14 protein-coding genes are annotated in these 15,329 nt (G+C 62.3%); all 14 read right to left on the bottom strand.

The window, feature by feature from the left end; translation table 11 throughout:
• Positions 1–81 precede the first annotated feature (81 nt).
• Positions 82–408 carry a hypothetical protein gene (locus AB7933_RS07940; protein ID WP_024073792.1) on the bottom strand — a complete coding sequence of 109 codons (327 nt, stop codon included), beginning with the start codon at positions 406–408 and terminating at the stop codon, positions 82–84.
• Complete coding sequence (locus tag AB7933_RS07935; RefSeq protein WP_024073791.1) at positions 405–1,310, bottom strand: alpha/beta hydrolase; 906 nt, start codon at positions 1,308–1,310, stop codon at positions 405–407. Before AB7933_RS07935 ends, AB7933_RS07940 begins: the two co-directional genes overlap by 4 nt.
• Before the next feature lie 77 nt (positions 1,311–1,387).
• The gene (locus tag AB7933_RS07930; protein ID WP_024073790.1) at positions 1,388–2,665 is read right to left on the bottom strand and encodes a flavohemoglobin expression-modulating QEGLA motif protein; all 1,278 of its coding nucleotides are present in this window, start codon (positions 2,663–2,665) and stop codon (positions 1,388–1,390) included.
• A 21-nt stretch (positions 2,666–2,686) separates the two neighbouring features.
• The gene (locus AB7933_RS07925; RefSeq protein ID WP_024073789.1) at positions 2,687–3,235 is read right to left on the bottom strand and encodes a hypothetical protein; all 549 of its coding nucleotides are present in this window, start codon (positions 3,233–3,235) and stop codon (positions 2,687–2,689) included.
• 16 nt (positions 3,236–3,251) lie between these two features.
• Positions 3,252–3,968, bottom strand: a complete 717-nt coding sequence (locus AB7933_RS07920; protein ID WP_024073788.1) for a TetR/AcrR family transcriptional regulator — start codon at positions 3,966–3,968, stop codon at positions 3,252–3,254.
• Between the two features lie 107 nt (positions 3,969–4,075).
• Positions 4,076–5,578, bottom strand: a complete 1,503-nt coding sequence (gene lysS / locus AB7933_RS07915; RefSeq protein ID WP_024073787.1) for a lysine--tRNA ligase — start codon at positions 5,576–5,578, stop codon at positions 4,076–4,078.
• Positions 5,579–5,648: 70 nt separating this feature from the next.
• Positions 5,649–6,744, bottom strand: a protein-coding gene (gene prfB, locus AB7933_RS07910; protein ID WP_102625207.1) for a peptide chain release factor 2 whose coding sequence is annotated in 2 segments (ribosomal slippage) — positions 5,649–6,671 and positions 6,673–6,744 — 1,095 coding nt in all. Because the reading frame shifts where the segments join, the coding sequence is not laid out codon by codon here.
• 156 nt (positions 6,745–6,900) lie between these two features.
• Positions 6,901–7,902 (bottom strand): response regulator, encoded by a 1,002-nt coding sequence (locus AB7933_RS07905; protein WP_024073785.1) that lies wholly within the window; start codon positions 7,900–7,902, stop codon positions 6,901–6,903.
• A gap of 49 nt (positions 7,903–7,951) precedes the next feature.
• On the bottom strand, positions 7,952–8,962 hold the full coding sequence (locus AB7933_RS07900; protein ID WP_024073784.1) for a chemotaxis response regulator protein-glutamate methylesterase: 1,011 nt from the start codon (positions 8,960–8,962) through the stop codon (positions 7,952–7,954).
• The gene (locus AB7933_RS07895) at positions 8,959–11,238 is read right to left on the bottom strand and encodes a hybrid sensor histidine kinase/response regulator (protein ID WP_024073783.1); all 2,280 of its coding nucleotides are present in this window, start codon (positions 11,236–11,238) and stop codon (positions 8,959–8,961) included. The genes AB7933_RS07900 and AB7933_RS07895 overlap by 4 nt, the downstream gene beginning before the upstream one ends.
• On the bottom strand, positions 11,235–11,933 hold the full coding sequence (locus tag AB7933_RS07890) for a chemotaxis protein CheW (RefSeq protein ID WP_024073782.1): 699 nt from the start codon (positions 11,931–11,933) through the stop codon (positions 11,235–11,237). Before AB7933_RS07890 ends, AB7933_RS07895 begins: the two co-directional genes overlap by 4 nt.
• Positions 11,930–13,189: a CheR family methyltransferase gene (locus AB7933_RS07885; RefSeq protein WP_024073781.1), complete on the bottom strand. Its 1,260-nt coding sequence runs from the start codon at positions 13,187–13,189 to the stop codon at positions 11,930–11,932. The genes AB7933_RS07890 and AB7933_RS07885 overlap by 4 nt, the downstream gene beginning before the upstream one ends.
• The gene (locus AB7933_RS07880) at positions 13,186–13,698 is read right to left on the bottom strand and encodes a chemotaxis protein CheW (protein WP_024073780.1); all 513 of its coding nucleotides are present in this window, start codon (positions 13,696–13,698) and stop codon (positions 13,186–13,188) included. Before AB7933_RS07880 ends, AB7933_RS07885 begins: the two co-directional genes overlap by 4 nt.
• A complete protein-coding gene (locus tag AB7933_RS07875) occupies positions 13,698–15,320 on the bottom strand; it encodes a methyl-accepting chemotaxis protein (protein ID WP_024073779.1) in 1,623 nt (540 codons plus the stop codon). The genes AB7933_RS07880 and AB7933_RS07875 overlap by 1 nt, the downstream gene beginning before the upstream one ends.
• Positions 15,321–15,329: the final 9 nt, after the last annotated feature.

Here is a 15,329-nt window from a genome sequence, read left to right as displayed (position 1 = left end):
ACTATAAACCTGCGGTTTACTTGGGCTCTTGCTCCTAGCACTCCAAGCCGGTTTCTCACACGGTGGCAGCAGATTTCGGCCCTACTCCTGCAACTGTGGCGTTTCCTGGCCCATGCAACGCACCGCCTGTTTCTTGCTATTCACCAATACACCCGTCAGGCCTTTTTGTTCGGTATCAAACAGTACCAACACGCCATCGACGCACTGCGCCACCTGGGCGGCCGGGGTCAGGGAGATCTTGTAGTCCTCGCCCGGCACGGTCTTGAGCATGGTGAAGTCACTGAGCAGCAACGCATCTTCCGGCTTGGCGAAGTGCAGGTAGCCGTAGTACCACAGGCAACCAACGGTGCCGATGATAGTGCCGATGCCAGTGAGAATCAGCGGGATCATGTTGCGTTCTTCGCTCATTGCGGGCTCTCTGATGAGTCAACTTTAGGAATGGGGTAGTTCGGAATTTCGCCGAGGCGACGCAGGCCATTGAAGTGTTGCGGGTCATCCAGGTAGCGCAGCATCACGGTTTGCCAGGTCTTGTCGGCAAAGGTCTGCACATGCCCACCTCGGGTCAGTTGCAGCACCCTCGGCGGCGGCGCGGCCTGATACAGGCGGATGCCATTGGACAGCGGCACGATCGGGTCATCCAGGCTGTGGAACAGCAATTTCGGTACACCGGTCAGCTTGGGCATCGCATGGATCGCGCTATCGCCGTCTGGGACCAGCCAGGACAACGGCACCTGAAACGGCCATGTTAACCAGGAGGTGCTCAGGGCGAATTGTCCTACGTCACGATAACTGGCCGGTACGCCATCCAGTACCAGGGCCTTGAGCCGGGCCTGACGCTCCGGGTGGACAGCCAGGTAATGCACCGCCAGTGCGCCGCCCAAGCTTTGGCCGAGGACGATCAAGGGTTGGGCCTGGGTTTCGGGCGCCTTGTCGATCCAAGCGAAGGCGGCATCCAGGTCCTGATAGATCGCCGGCAACGAGGGCTTGCCTTCGGACAGCCCATAGCCGCGATAGTCCAGCAGCAGCACTTGATAGCCCTGCTCCGGTAACCACCAACTGCCACCGAGGTGCCAGGCCAGGTTGCCGCCATTGCCGTGCAGGTGTAGCACGGTGCCCTTGAGCGGCACACCGGGCTTGGCCGGCAGCCACCAGGCGTGCAGCTTGACCCCGTCGGCCGTGGTGAGGGTGACGTCGCGATATGGCAGATGAGCTTTTTCCGGCGTGAACGGCAGGCCGGGCTCGGGATAGAACAACAAGGAGCTGCAACCGCTCAATGTGAGTAGCAGGCAAAAAATGCCGAGGATTCTCATCCGTTGAAGCCTCGCTGATAGTCGAATCGTCGCACCGCCCCTCACAGATTCTCGAGCCGGCTTCGTCAGTACATCCTTTACAGGATATTCGAGTAATCCGCCTCGATCCGGTCCAGGCTCAGGTGGTTGAGGAAGTTGGAGAAGCACATCCACGCCGCCAGCGCGTTCATGTCGCGGAACTGCTCGGGCAGGTACTTGGGTGGCACCACCAGGCCTTCGTCGACCAGTTGGCGCAAGGTACGCATGTCTTCCAGGGTGGTCTTGCCGCAGAACAGCAGCGGCACTTGTTCCAGCTTGCCTTTGCGCACGGCCAGCTGGATGTAGTTGTAGACCATGATAAAGCCCTTGAGGTAGGACAAATCCTTGGTAAACGGCAGGCCATCAGGCACCGAACCACGGAACACCCGGCTGGCGTTGCCATAGCTCTCAGCCATTTCAAAGCCTTGCTCGCGGAAGAACTCGAACACCTGCAGGAAATCGGCGCCCTCCTCCACCATATGGATGGCGCGGGTGCGGTTGGTCAGTTTGCGCAGGCGGCTCGGGTAGGAGGCAAACGTGATGATCTCCATCAGGATCGCCAGGCCTTCCTGGGTCACGGTGGAAGACGGCGGGCCCTTGGACAGGAAGGTGCAGATCGGCTGGTTCTGGCCATTGAGGGTGGTGCCGACGTGCACCAGGCCCTCATGCACTTCGAGGGCACGCACATCACGCTCATTGAACATCGCATCGGCGCGGATCTTGATGTAGTCGGCGCCTGCCGCCGCGTCGGCGACGATCCCGTCGGACTCGAAGACACGGATGGTTTCTTCGGCCTCGCCAAACACCTTGTTCAAGCGCGTCTGCAGCAACGCCACGGCATCCTTGGCGGTAAGGGTCTTGGCCTCGTCCTTGAGGTCGCCACGGCCATCGATATTGTTCAGGTAGTCGGAGAGCATCAGGCCCAGGTCGGCCAGGGTCGGGTCACCGGCATGGAAGGCATCGGAAGCGGCACCGTACAGTTCCTGGGAAATCAGGCCGAAATCCTCGGTGCCACGGGCCTCAAGCATACGCACCACCATGCGGTATTCGCGGCACATGCGACGCATGATCTGCCCCACCGGGCTGAACTGGCCGAGGCGGCGGGTGATATCGCGCTCGATGTTCTGGAACTCCAGCTTGACCGCGCTGGAATCGAACGACAGCGGGCGATTCAGGTAGTAGTCGCGGTCCACGGCGGGCATGGCCTTGCCCTTGGCCTTGAGGAACCCCTGGCGAATGTTCTCGTCCCATTTCACGGCGTCGAGGACGCGGATCGGTGTTTGCGCCAGCACAATGCGATCAGACAAGGTGCGTATCGTCTGCTGGTAATCGTCCACCCGGTGCTTCCCCTTTAAACGTTATTTGCCCACGCGCCGGTAGCGCACGGCTTCCACAAACACATCGGCATTGGCCGGGTCATCCAGGTACGCAAATACCTGGTCCATGGGGCTGTCCACCTGCACGCCGGGGCCCTCGACGGTGTCCACGGTGCTGCCATGCAAGGCGTGCTGGCCTATCGCTTGGTGAATTTGCTCAAGGTCGAGGTTATAGACCACCAATTCGTGCTTTTCGTCGAACTCGAACCCTGCCAGGAAATAATGCCCACCGAACTTGGCGGGTAACGGCGCCGACAGGTACCAACGATTGCCATGGCGCGACACGCTGAACAGGTATTCATCACGCTGGCCGGGCTTGGCTGTAGGGTAGCTCACGGCCTTGTAACGGTGTTCGCCGGCACGGGTGATGCGCAGGTTGAGAGGTTCGCCCCAGGCATTCTTGCTGGCCCACTGGCCCAACAGGGCCTGCGGTGCTGCCTCGCGGGTCGGCAGCGGGTCCTTGAAGGTCACCAGGCAACCGCTGAGCAGCAGGAAGGACAAGGCGATTACCGCGACACGCCAGGCATTCATCAAACATCCCCCGGTGTCAGACCGAGGCCAACACCAAATGCATGTAACGCTTGAGAATCTCAAGCATCTCTTCGGCGGCCAGAGGCTCTGGCCCGCCAAGCAGGCCCTGATATTCCATCCGACCGATTATCGCCGTCAACACTTTGGCATCCTGTTGCGGCTCACGCGAGCCCAATACCTGAAAAAACTGCCCGGTGCCCTGCAACAGGATCTGCTGGTGGGAACGCACCAGCTCAGCCAGGCGCGGGTTGAGCAGGGCCTCCTGGCGAAACGCCTGCTCGGCCATCAGGTACTCACGACGGTTGGTCAGTTGGCGCTGCACGTAGTCGGCAGTCAACCGCGCGATGTCGTCCGCCAGTTGCGAGCGTGACTGCGGGCTGCCATCGCCGTAGGCAACCATCTCGCGCAACAAACCTTCGTTACGTACCCACAGCTTGCCCATGAAGGCGGCACTGCGTTCAACGTATTGAGCGAAGGTATCGGTGAGCAGGTCGTCGATATCCTTGAAGTAGTAAGTGGTGGCCGACAGCGGCACGCCCGCCTCCGCCGCCACCGCGCGGTGACGCACGGCACGCACGCCCTCGCGCACCACGATGCGCATGGCCGCATCGAGAATGTCTTGCCTGCGTTGCTCGCTGCCCCGACGGCTGGCCTTGCGGCCCTGGTACTGGACGCTTTCAGCCACGGCAGCGGCAATGCCGGCGGCGCCTTCTTGAGCGGTTACGCGGTTCACGACACACATCCTTGAACAGTTCAAAAACCTGGCGCTGTTTGCTTGACGCTTATAGACGCCCCATAAAAAAGCCGCCTTATAAAAGGCGGCTTCGGATTTCGCTACGGTTACGCTTGTGGCCGCATATGCGGGAACAGGATCACATCGCGGATCGACGGCGAGTTGGTCAACAACATCACCAGGCGGTCGATCCCAATGCCTTCACCGGCCGTTGGCGGCATGCCGTATTCCAGGGCTCGCACGAAGTCTGCGTCGTAGTGCATGGCTTCGTCGTCACCGGCATCCTTGTCGGCCACCTGCGCCATGAAGCGCTCGGCCTGGTCTTCCGCGTCATTGAGCTCGGAATAGGCGTTGGCGATTTCGCGACCGCCGATGAACAGTTCGAAACGGTCCGTGACGTTCGGGTTGTCATCGTTGCGACGGGCCAACGGCGACACTTCGAACGGGTACTGGGTAATGAAGTGCGGCTGTTCCAGCTTGTGCTCCACCAGTTCTTCGAAAATCATTACCTGCAGCTTGCCCAGGCCTTCGAAGCCCAGCACCTTGGCCCCGGCTTTCTTGGCGATGGCACGGGCCTTGTCAATGTCGGTCAGGTCGTCGGCGGTCAGCTCAGGGTTGTACTTGAGGATCGAATCGAATACCGACAGGCGCACGAATGGCTCGCCGAAATGGAACACCTTGTCGCCGTATGGCACGTCGGTGCTGCCCAGGACCAGTTGCGCCAGCTCGCGGAACAGCTCTTCGGTCAGGTCCATGTTGTCTTCGTAGTCGGCGTAGGCCTGGTAGAACTCCAACATGGTGAATTCAGGGTTGTGACGCGTCGAGACGCCTTCGTTACGGAAGTTGCGGTTGATCTCGAACACCTTTTCGAACCCGCCAACAACAAGCCGCTTGAGGTACAGCTCAGGCGCAATGCGCAGGAACATTTCCATGTCCAGCGCGTTGTGGTGGGTTTCGAACGGCTTGGCTGCGGCACCACCGGGGATGGTTTGCAGCATCGGGGTTTCCACTTCCAGGAAGTCACGCTTCATCAGGAAGGCGCGGGTGTGGGCAATCACTTGCGAACGCACGCGGAAGGTGTGGCGCACATCTTCGTTGACGATCAGGTCAACGTAGCGCTGGCGGTAGCGCTGCTCGGTGTCGGACAGGCCGTGGTGCTTGTCCGGCAGCGGACGCAGGGATTTGGTCAGCAGGCGCACGCTGGTCATTTCAACGTACAGGTCGCCCTTGCCGGAACGGGCCAGGGTGCCTTCGGCGGCGATGATGTCGCCCAGGTCCCAGGTTTTCACGGCGGCCAGGGTTTCTTCCGGCAGGGTCTTGCGGTTGACGTAGACCTGGATGCGCCCGGACATGTCCTGGATCACCATGAACGAGCCACGGTTGAGCATGATGCGACCTGCCACCTTGACCGGGATCGCAGCCTCTGCCAGCTCTTCCTTGGTCTTGTCCGCGTATTGCTTCTGCAAGTCTTCGCAGTAGGCATCGCGACGGAAGTCGTTGGGGAAGGCGTTGCCCTTGGCGCGCTCGGCAGCAAGCTTTTCCTTGCGCAGGGCGATCAGGGAGTTTTCTTCCTGTTGCAGGGCTTGCGGGTCGAGTTGTTGGTCGCTCATGTCTTTAGATTTTCCATCACAGGTTCGTTGCCCCCGCCAATGACGGGGGACTTGAGGTCGGGCTGACGGTTTACAGCCCCGATTTCAGGCTGGCTTCCAGGTATTCGTCGATATCGCCGTCGAGCACCTTGTCGCAGTCACTGCGTTCGATGTTAGTGCGCAAATCCTTGATCCGCGACGCATCAAGCACATAAGAACGGATCTGGTGGCCCCAGCCGATATCCGACTTGGTGTCTTCCAGCGCCTGGGAAGCGGCGTTGCGCTTCTGCATTTCCTGCTCGTACAACTTGGCCCGCAGCATTTTCATGGCGGTGTCCTTGTTCGCGTGCTGGGAACGTTCGTTCTGGCAACTGACCACGGTGTTGGTCGGGACGTGGGTAATACGGACAGCCGAGTCGGTGGTGTTTACGTGCTGGCCACCGGCACCGGAGGAGCGGTAGGTGTCGATCCGTAGGTCGGCCGGGTTGATCTCGATTTCCACCTTGTCATCGATCTCGGGCGAGACGAACACTGCGCAGAACGAGGTGTGGCGACGGTTGCCGGAGTCGAACGGGCTCTTGCGCACCAGGCGGTGTACGCCGATCTCGGTACGCAGCCAACCAAAGGCGTATTCACCCTTGATGTGCACGGTCGCGCCCTTGATACCCGCGACTTCACCGGCCGACAGCTCCATGATGGTGGCGTCGAAACCGCGCTTGTCGGCCCAGCGCAGGTACATGCGCAACAGGATGTTGGCCCAGTCCTGGGCTTCGGTGCCGCCGGAACCGGCCTGGATATCCAGGTAGGCGTTGTTCGGGTCCATCTCGTGGCTGAACATGCGGCGGAATTCAAGCTTGGCGAGGTTTTCCTCGAGACGGGCCAGCTCGGCGACGACATCGCCCACTGCGCCTTCGTCGTTCTCTTCGACGGCCATGTCCAGCAGGTCGCGGCAATCGGCCAGACCGGTGTTCAACTCGTCGAGGGTATCGACGATCTGCGCCAGCGCAGAACGCTCGCGGCCCAGTTCCTGGGCGTATTCAGGTTTGTTCCAGACACTCGGATCTTCAAGCTCGCGATTGACTTCGGTCAGACGCTCATGCTTTTGATCGTAGTCAAAGATACCCCCGAATAGTTTCGGAGCGCTCGGACAGGTCCTTGATGGTGTTAAGGATCGGGTTGATTTCCATGGCGGGCAGCACTCGTTGGCGAACTTTTGAAAGCCGGCGAGTATAACGGCAAACGGGTGCAAACGGCAGTCCGCTTGGCGAAAAGGCAGACTACGCAGGGTTAAATGTGGGAGGGGGTACGCCCTCTCACACATTTTGATCGGTTGCGGCCTCAGGTCACTCGATGCCCACCTGGTTACGCCCGTTATGCTTGGCCGTATACAACCCCTTGTCCGCCGCCATGATCAGTTGTCGGCAATCGGTGCCTTGCACGGGCGTCATGGTCGACAGGCCGATGCTGATGGTCAGGCTGGAGCCTTCGGTCGGAGCGATATGGGGGATTTTCAGGGCCGCGACGGCCATGCGTAGCTTTTCCGCGACCAAGCGCGCACCACCGGGCGAGGTGTTGGGCAGCACCAGGGCGAATTCTTCGCCGCCATAGCGCGCCGGCAAGTCCGAGGGGCGGCTGCTGGCTTCACGGATGCTGGCGGCGACCTTGCGCAAGGCTTCGTCGCCTTCGACGTGGCCAAAGCTGTCGTTGTAGGTCTTGAAGAAATCCACATCGATCATCAGCAGCGACAACTGGGTCTGGTCGCGCAAGGCGCGGCGCCACTCCAGTTCCAGGTATTCGTCGAAGTGGCGGCGGTTGGACAGGCCGGTGAGGCCGTCGGAGTTCATCAGGCGCTGCAGCACCAGGTTGGTGTCCAGCAACTGTTGCTGGCTGACCCGCAGCGCGCGGTACGCCGCATCACGCTGCAACAAGGTCATGTACGAGCGCGAGTGGTAGCGAATACGCGCCACCAGTTCGATATTATCCGGCAGCTTGACCAGGTAATCATTGGCCCCGGCCGAGAACGCCGCGCTCTTGATCAGGGGGTCTTCCTTGGTGGAAAGCACAATGATCGGAATGTTTTGCGTGGCCGGGTGGTTGCGGTATTCGCGCACCAGGGTCAGGCCATCCAGGCCGGGCATCACCAGGTCCTGCAGGATCACCGTGGGCTTGATGCGGATCGCCTGGGCAATCGCCTGGTGCGGATCGGCACAGAAGTGGAAGTCGATGTTTTCTTCGTGGGCCAGGCCGCGTCGTACGGCTTCACCGATCATCGCCTGGTCGTCGACCAGCAACACCATGGCGGCGTTTTCGTCGGTCTTGATGTCGTCGATCTGTAAGTCATTCATGTGCAGTCACCTGAATTACTGCCTGCAAACCAGCAGCCGGAGGTACGGATCATTTTGCAAACACCTCCAGCAATCGGGGCGCAATTCTATCCAATGGGCGAATTTCAACAGCAGCATCAATCGCCGCCGCCGCTTTGGGCATGCCATACACCGCCGAACTCTGCTGGTCCTGGGCGATGGTCAAATATCCTTGTTCACGCATCAATTTGAGGCCCTGGGCTCCGTCACGGCCCATGCCGGTCAGCAATACGCCGACGGCATCGCCATTCCAGTGGCTGGCGACGCTTTCGAAAAACACGTCGATGGACGGCCGGTAAATTTCGTTCACCGGCTCTGCGGTATAGGCCAGCGTGCCATTTTTCAACAGGCGTATATGGTGGTTGGTGCCGGCCAGCAGCACCACGCCGCTTTGTGGCGGCTCGCCTTCGCGTGCCAGACGCACCGGCAGGCCGGAGGCGCTGCTCAACCACTCGGCCATACCGGCGGCGAACACCTGGTCCACATGCTGCACCAGCACAATGGCGGCGGGAAAGTCCCCGGGCAAGCCCTTGAGGAGGATTTCCAGGGCAGCCGGCCCACCGGCCGAGGAACCGATCGCCACCAGGCTCTGGCGTTTGCCGGTGCTGCGCGGGGCTGCGGTTTCGGCGCGTACGCGGCTGCCACGCTGGCCAATCAGCCAGCCAATATTGAGGATCTTGCGCAACAACGGCGCCGCCGCGTCCTTGGGGTTGCCCACTCCGAGCGCCGGTGTATCCACCACATCCAGGGCACCATGGCCCATGGCCTCGAACACACGGCTGACATTGGCCTGGCGGTCGACCGTGACGATCACGATCGCGCACGGGGTCTCGGCCATGATCCGCCGGGTGGCCTCCACACCGTCCATCACCGGCATGATCAGGTCCATCAGGATCAGGTCCGGCGTCAGTTCGGCGCAGCGCTGCACCGCTTCGAGGCCATTGCTGGCAACCCACACCACCTGGTGCGCGGGCTCGAAACTCAAGGCACGGCGCAGGGCTTCCACGGCCATGGGCATGTCATTGACGATCGCAATCCTCATGCCCGGGCCCCTCCAATCAGTTCCACCACGGCGTCCAACAGGGCGTCGTCGTGAAAGCTGGCTTTGGCTAAATAATAGTCGGCGCCAGCGTCCAGTCCCCGACGTCGGTCCTCTTCGCGATCCTTGTACGACACCACCATCACCGGCAACGATTGCAAGCGCGTGTCACGCCGCAGGAGTGTGACCAATTCAATACCGTCCATGCGAGGCATATCGATGTCAGTGATCAGCAGGTCGAAGTCTTCCGAGCGCAAGGCGTTCCAGCCGTCCATGCCATCGACCGCCACGGCCACTTCATAACCGCGATTGAGCAGCAATTTGCGTTGCAACTCGCGCACGGTGAGCGAGTCGTCGACCACCAGCACCCGCTTGCGTGGCGCTTCGGTGGCCTGCCGGCTGCGCCGGGCGATACGCTCCAGGCGGCCGGTGTTGAGCAGTTTGTCCACCGAACGCAGCATGTCTTCGACATCGACGATCAAGACGACCGAGCCATCGTCCAGCAAGGCGCCGGCAGAAATATCCTGGACCTTGCCCAGGCGATCATCCAGCGGCAACACCACCAGGGTGCGCTCGCCGACAAAACGCTCCACGGCAATGCCGTACACCGCATCGCGCTCGCGAATCACCACCACCTTCAGGGTTTCGTCATTGCTTTGCCCCGGCGGGCGCTGCAGCAACTGGCTGGCCGCGACCAGGCCGACATGCCGGCCTTCGTGCCAGAAGTGCTGGCGCCCTTCCAGTTGCACAATGTCGTCGGGGGCCAGGTCGCACATGCGCTCGATGTGGGCCAGCGGAAAGGCATAGGCTTCTTCGCCGACTTCCACCACCAGGCTGCGCACCACCGACAGGGTCAACGGCACTTCGAGGTGGAAACGACTGCCCTGCCCCGGCGTCTGCTCCAGCACCACCGCCCCCCGCAATTGGCGCACCATATGCTGCACCGCGTCCAGGCCGACCCCGCGCCCGGACACCTCGGTGACCTTGTCCCGCAGGCTGAAGCCCGGCAGGAACAGGAACGTCAGCAGTTCTTCTTCGCTCAGGCGCAGGGCGGTGTCCAGCGGGGCCAGGTGCCGATCGACGATGGTGGCGCGCAGGCGCTCGAGGTCGACGCCACTGCCGTCGTCGCTTAACTCCAGCACCAACAGCCCAGCCTGATGGGACGCGCGCAGGCGGATCAAGCCCTCTGCCGGCTTGCCCGCGAGCAGGCGCTGTTCGGGCAGTTCAATGCCATGGTCGACGGCATTGCGCAGCAGATGGGTCAGCGGCGCTTCGAGCTTTTCCAGCACGTCGCGGTCGACCTGGGTTTTTTCGCCCTCGATTTCCAGGCGCACCTGCTTGCCCAGGCTGCGGCCGAGGTCGCGCACCATGCGCACCTGCCCGGCCAGCACATCGGCAAACGGACGCATGCGACAGGCCAACGCGGTGTCGTAGAGCACTTGGGCGCGTTGCCCGGCCTGCCAGCCGAACTCATCCAGCTCGGCGGTTTTTTCTGCGAGCAGGGCCTGGGCTTCACTCAACAGGCGCCGGGTGTCAGCCAGGGCTTCCAGGGCTTCGAGGGGCAAGCCGAGGGGCTTGAGGTGGCCATCGAGATGGTCCAGGGCGCGCGCACTGTTGCTCTGGATCCGCTTGAGGCGTTGCAGGCTGGCCAGGTAAGGCTTGAGCCGCTGGGTTTCCACCAGGGATTTGCTGGACAGGTCCAACAGGCTGTTCAGGCGCTCGGCGGTGACCCGCAAGACCCGCTCGCCCCCTTCGGTCATGCGTTTGTTGTGGCGCGGTGGCTCGCCGATAACAGGCGGCGCGGGCTCGGGTTCAGGCGGCAGCGCCTCGACCACAGGGGCGGGAACCGGTACCGGCTCCGGCGGTGGGGCGACTTTCGCCACGGGCTGCGACGGATCGAGCAAGCGCTCCATCAACGCCACATAGGCCTCGATATCTGCCGGCCCCACGGTGTTGCCCGGGGTGGCGATACGCATCAGCAGGTCGGTGCCTTGAAGAAGCGCATCGATATGTTCGGGTTGCAGGTACAGGCGACTTTCCTGGGCGCTGACCAGGCAATCCTCCATGACATGCGCCACGCTGACCCCAGCGTCCACACCGACAATCCGCGCGGCCCCCTTGAGCGAGTGCGCGGCACGCATGCAGGCCTCGAGCTGGTCGGCTTGGGTCGGGTTGCGCTCCAGGGCCAGCAGGCCCGCGTTCAAGACCTGGGTCTGCGCATCGGCTTCCAGGCTGAACAGTTCCAGCAGCGAGGCATCACGCATCTGGTCGGGGGTCATGTGAGGCTCCGGGTCACGGCAGACAACAATTGCGCCTCATCCAGCCAACGCAGGCTGCGGCCTTTCCACTGCAACACCCCTTGGGTGAAGCGAGCGCTGGCCTGGGTGCCGGAGGCCGAGGCTGCCTTCAAGGTACGCTCATCGATGGCGTGGATGCCGTCGACTTCATCCACTGGCACCACCACCGGACCATCCTGCGCGGCGATGATCAACATGCGCGGCATACTCCGCCCATTGCTGGCGCTGGTGCCGGCGGCGTCCAGGCCCAGCAGTTCCACCAGCGACAGGCACGCCACCAGCGCGCCGCGCACATTGGCCACACCGAGCAACGCCCGGGAGCGCTGGTGCGGCAGGGAGTGAATCGGTTGCAACGGCGCCACTTCCACCAGGCAACGGGTGGCGATACCCAGCCATTCTTCGCCGAGGCGGAACATCAGCAACGAACGGGTGACGATATCCTGATCGAGTTCGACCGCTGCCCGGCGGTGGTCGTCCTGTTGCAGGGCGTAGCGGTCCAGCAAGCGCGTGGCGGCGGCGGAGTACACCGCGCAGTTGCGGCAGTGAATATGATCGGCCAGCAGTGGGCAGGACTTGTCACCATGGATGCCGATACGGTTCCAGCAATCATCGATGGCCTGGGTGTCGGCCAGGGTCAGGTCCAGGCCGGCGGTGTCGAGCGCGTCAGGGCTACTCATCGTTTGGACTCACTGTCAGCTCGCTCACTACGGGCAGCACGCGCCTGCAAGCGGCGTGCCCCCGCGCTGTCGCCCTGGGATTCGAGTAACGCAGCCAGGTGCATCAAGGCCTGCGCGTGCTGCGGTTCCAGATACAAGGCTTTTCGATAATACCCCTGGGCTTCCAGGGCGCTGCCGGCCACATCACTGAGCAGCCCCAACCAGTAGAACACCTGAGCGACCGGTGGGTGGGCATTCAAATAACGTTCACAGGCCGCACGGGCCTCGGCGCTTTTGCCCTCGTTGGCCAGGGTGGCGATCTGGCTGAGCAAGTCACCGGCCTCGGATGGCGGCGCCTTGATCGGCACGCCATGGGGGCGAACCGTGCTGAAGGGGCGTGGCTTGAGCGGAATCGGTGCAGCACTGCGCGGCGGCGCCGGCATGGGCCTTGGCACAAAGGCCGGCTCCGGTTGGTCCGGCGCGCCCTGCCGACTGAAGGCGAACGACTGCGGCACCCCAATCGAGCGCATGCCATGGCGGCCCAGCAGGCTGCCCTCGGCCGGGCCGATAAACAGCACGCCGTCCACGTGGGTCAGGGCCTTGAGCACGTCGAACACTTGCTTTTGCGTCGGCTGGTCGAAATAGATCAGCAGGTTGCGACAGAACACAAAGTCGTAGCTGGGCTCATTCGCCAGCAATCCGGGGTCGAGCAGGTTACCGACTTGCAGGCGTACCTGTTCGCGTACGCGGTCGGCGATATGGAACCCGTCGGCGTGCTCCACGAAGTGGCGCTCACGAAAGGCCAGGTCCCCTCCCCGAAAGGAGTTCTTGCCATATACGCCGCGCCGGGCACGCTCCACCGACAGCGGGCTGACGTCGATGCCTTGCACCTTGAATTGGTGCGGTGCCAGGCCGGCGTCGAGCAAGGCCATGGCGATCGAATAGGGCTCTTCGCCGGTGGAACACGGCAGGCTGAGGATGCGCAATGCGCGCATTTGCTTGATCTCGGCCAGGCGGGCGACCGCCAGCCGCGCCAGGGTCGCGAAGGATTCGGGGTAACGGAAAAACCAGGTTTCGGGGACGATCACTGCTTCGATCAGCGCTTGCTGTTCATCATGGGAACGTTGCAGGTGCTGCCAATATTCATCCGCCGTCTGCGCCTGGCTCACCTGGCTACGCTGGCGCACGGCACGCTCGATGATCGCCTCGCCGACCGAAGCGACGTCCAGGCCGATGCGTTGCTTCAGGAACGCAAAAAACCGTGGGTCGTTGCTCATAGGCTCTGCTCGGCGGAAAACAGCAAGGCGCGCACTTCATCGGTGAGCAATTCGTTGACGCCGATCCACTGCATCAAGCCCAAGGCATCTTCACGCACCGGCCCCAGGTACGGCGCCGCGCGGTTGTCCAGGCCGTACGGCTTGAACTCCCCCAGGTCGCAACGCAGGGTGTCCGTGGCTTGTTCCAGGATCAGCCCCAGCCAGCGCGCCTGGAGCCAGGGTTCGGGCTGGTAATTGACCAGCACCAAGCGTGTGCTGGTGCGGACCTGGGCCGGTTTGCCGAAGGCCAGGGCGCTCAGGTCGATAACCGGCACCATCGCGCCCCGATGGGCGAAGATGCCTGCGACCCACTGCGGTGCATGGGCGATGGGTTTGAGCAACAGGCGCGGCAGCACCTCGGCCACCTCAGTGGCCCTGAGGGCATAACGCTCGTCACCGATGTGGAACACCAGGAACAAGGCCTTTTTCGCTGCCGGGACGGCGCCGCGTTTAGCCGCGAGGTCGCTCATCAGACTTTGAAACGCGACACGCCGCTGCGCAGACCGACCGCCACCTGGCTCAGCTCATCGATGGCAAAGCTGGCCTGGCGCAAGGACTCGACGGTCTGGCTGCTGGCATCGCCCAGTTGCACCAGGGCGTGGTTGATCTGCTCGGCACCCGTGGCCTGGGCCTGCATGCCTTCGTTGACCATCAACACCCGCGGCGCCAGGGCCTGCACCTGATGGATGATCTGCGAGAGTTGTTCGCCCACTTGCTGCACTTCGAACATGCCCCGGCGCACTTCTTCGGAGAACTTGTCCATGCCCATCACCCCGGCGGACACCGCCGACTGAATCTCGCGCACCATCTGTTCGATATCGTAGGTGGCCACGGCGGTCTGGTCGGCCAGGCGCCGTACCTCGGTGGCCACCACGGCAAAGCCCCGACCGTATTCACCGGCTTTCTCGGCCTCGATGGCCGCGTTGAGGGACAACAGGTTGGTCTGGTCGGCGACCTTGACGATCGTCACGACCACCTGGTTGATGTTGCCGGCCTTCTCATTGAGGATCGCCAGCTTGGCGTTGACCAGGTCGGCGGCGCCCATCACCGAGTGCATGGTCTCTTCCATGCGCGCCAGGCCCTGCTGGCCGGAACCGGCGGCGACCGAAGCCTGGTCGGCAGCCGTGGACACTTCGGTCATGGTACGGACCAGGTCCTTGGAGGTGGCCGCGATCTCCCGCGAAGTGGCGCCGATTTCGGTGGTGGTTGCCGCGGTTTCAGTGGCTGTGGCCTGCTGCTGCTTGGAGGTAGCGGCAATCTCGGTGACCGAGGTGGTGACCTGCACCGACGAACGCTGTGCCTGGGCAACCAGGGCAGTCAGCTCGGTCATCATGTCGTTGAAGCCGGTCTCCACCTCACCGAACTCGTCCTTGCGCGCCAGGTTCAGGCGTTTGCTGAGGTCACCGGTACGCATGACGCCGAGGATCTCGACGATGCGGTGCATCGGCGCCATGATCGCGCGCATCAATAACAGGCCACACAGGCCGGCGGCGAGGATGGCAACGATCAGCGACACCGCCATGCTGATCTTGGCGGACAGCACCGCGTCGTCGATGGCCGCCGTGGCCCGGTCGGATACGTCCTTGTTTTCAGTGATGATGTCGTTGAGCTTCATGCGCCCTTCGGTCCAGATCGGCGTCAATTGCTCTTCAAGCAACACGTTCGCCCCCGGCAGGTCGTTGGCCTCAATCCGAGCCAGCACCTCGGCCAGCGCTTTGTTGTAGTTGATGTGCGACGCCTTGAAGTTATCGAACTCCATGCGGTCAGCCTGGCCATGAACGGTTTTTTCATAGCTGGCCATCAGCAGTTCAATGCGCGTTTCGAAGGACTTGTAGTCGGTCTTGTCGGAACTGGTGAGGGTCTTTTCGTCGCGCAAGCCAATGATGTCGACAGTCAGCAAATAGCTGTCGACCCACGCGCTGCGAATCATCGAACTGAGGTAAACCCCGGGGACCGCATCGTCGCGGACCGATTCCTGGCTGGCTTCGATCTTCAGCAACCGTGAGTAGGACACCACGACCATCAGCAGCATTATCGCGATAATGACCGCAAAGCTCGCCAAAATTCGCTGGCGCAAGGTCCAATTCTTCACAGTATTTCC

The sequence above is a fragment of the Pseudomonas gorinensis genome, assembly GCF_042015035.1.
Taxonomy (GTDB): domain Bacteria; phylum Pseudomonadota; class Gammaproteobacteria; order Pseudomonadales; family Pseudomonadaceae; genus Aquipseudomonas; species Aquipseudomonas gorinensis.
The sequence above is the reverse complement of the archived record's forward strand: the minus strand, read 5'-3'. Positions and strand labels throughout refer to the sequence as shown.

Bases quoted from the DNA above. Each gene is read 5' to 3' on its own strand.
- AB7933_RS07940 (WP_024073792.1), bottom strand. From the start codon at position 408: ATGAGCGAAGAACGCAACATGATCCCGCTGATTCTCACTGGCATCGGC.
- AB7933_RS07935 (WP_024073791.1), bottom strand. From the start codon at position 1,310: ATGAGAATCCTCGGCATTTTTTGCCTGCTACTCACATTGAGCGGTTGC.
- AB7933_RS07925 (WP_024073789.1), bottom strand. From the start codon at position 3,235: ATGAATGCCTGGCGTGTCGCGGTAATCGCCTTGTCCTTCCTGCTGCTC.
- lysS (WP_024073787.1), bottom strand. From the start codon at position 5,578: ATGAGCGACCAACAACTCGACCCGCAAGCCCTGCAACAGGAAGAAAAC.
- AB7933_RS07905 (WP_024073785.1), bottom strand. From the start codon at position 7,902: ATGAATGACTTACAGATCGACGACATCAAGACCGACGAAAACGCCGCC.
- AB7933_RS07900 (WP_024073784.1), bottom strand. From the start codon at position 8,962: ATGAGGATTGCGATCGTCAATGACATGCCCATGGCCGTGGAAGCCCTG.
- AB7933_RS07895 (WP_024073783.1), bottom strand. From the start codon at position 11,238: ATGACCCCCGACCAGATGCGTGATGCCTCGCTGCTGGAACTGTTCAGC.
- AB7933_RS07890 (WP_024073782.1), bottom strand. From the start codon at position 11,933: ATGAGTAGCCCTGACGCGCTCGACACCGCCGGCCTGGACCTGACCCTG.
- AB7933_RS07885 (WP_024073781.1), bottom strand. From the start codon at position 13,189: ATGAGCAACGACCCACGGTTTTTTGCGTTCCTGAAGCAACGCATCGGC.
- AB7933_RS07880 (WP_024073780.1), bottom strand. From the start codon at position 13,698: ATGAGCGACCTCGCGGCTAAACGCGGCGCCGTCCCGGCAGCGAAAAAG.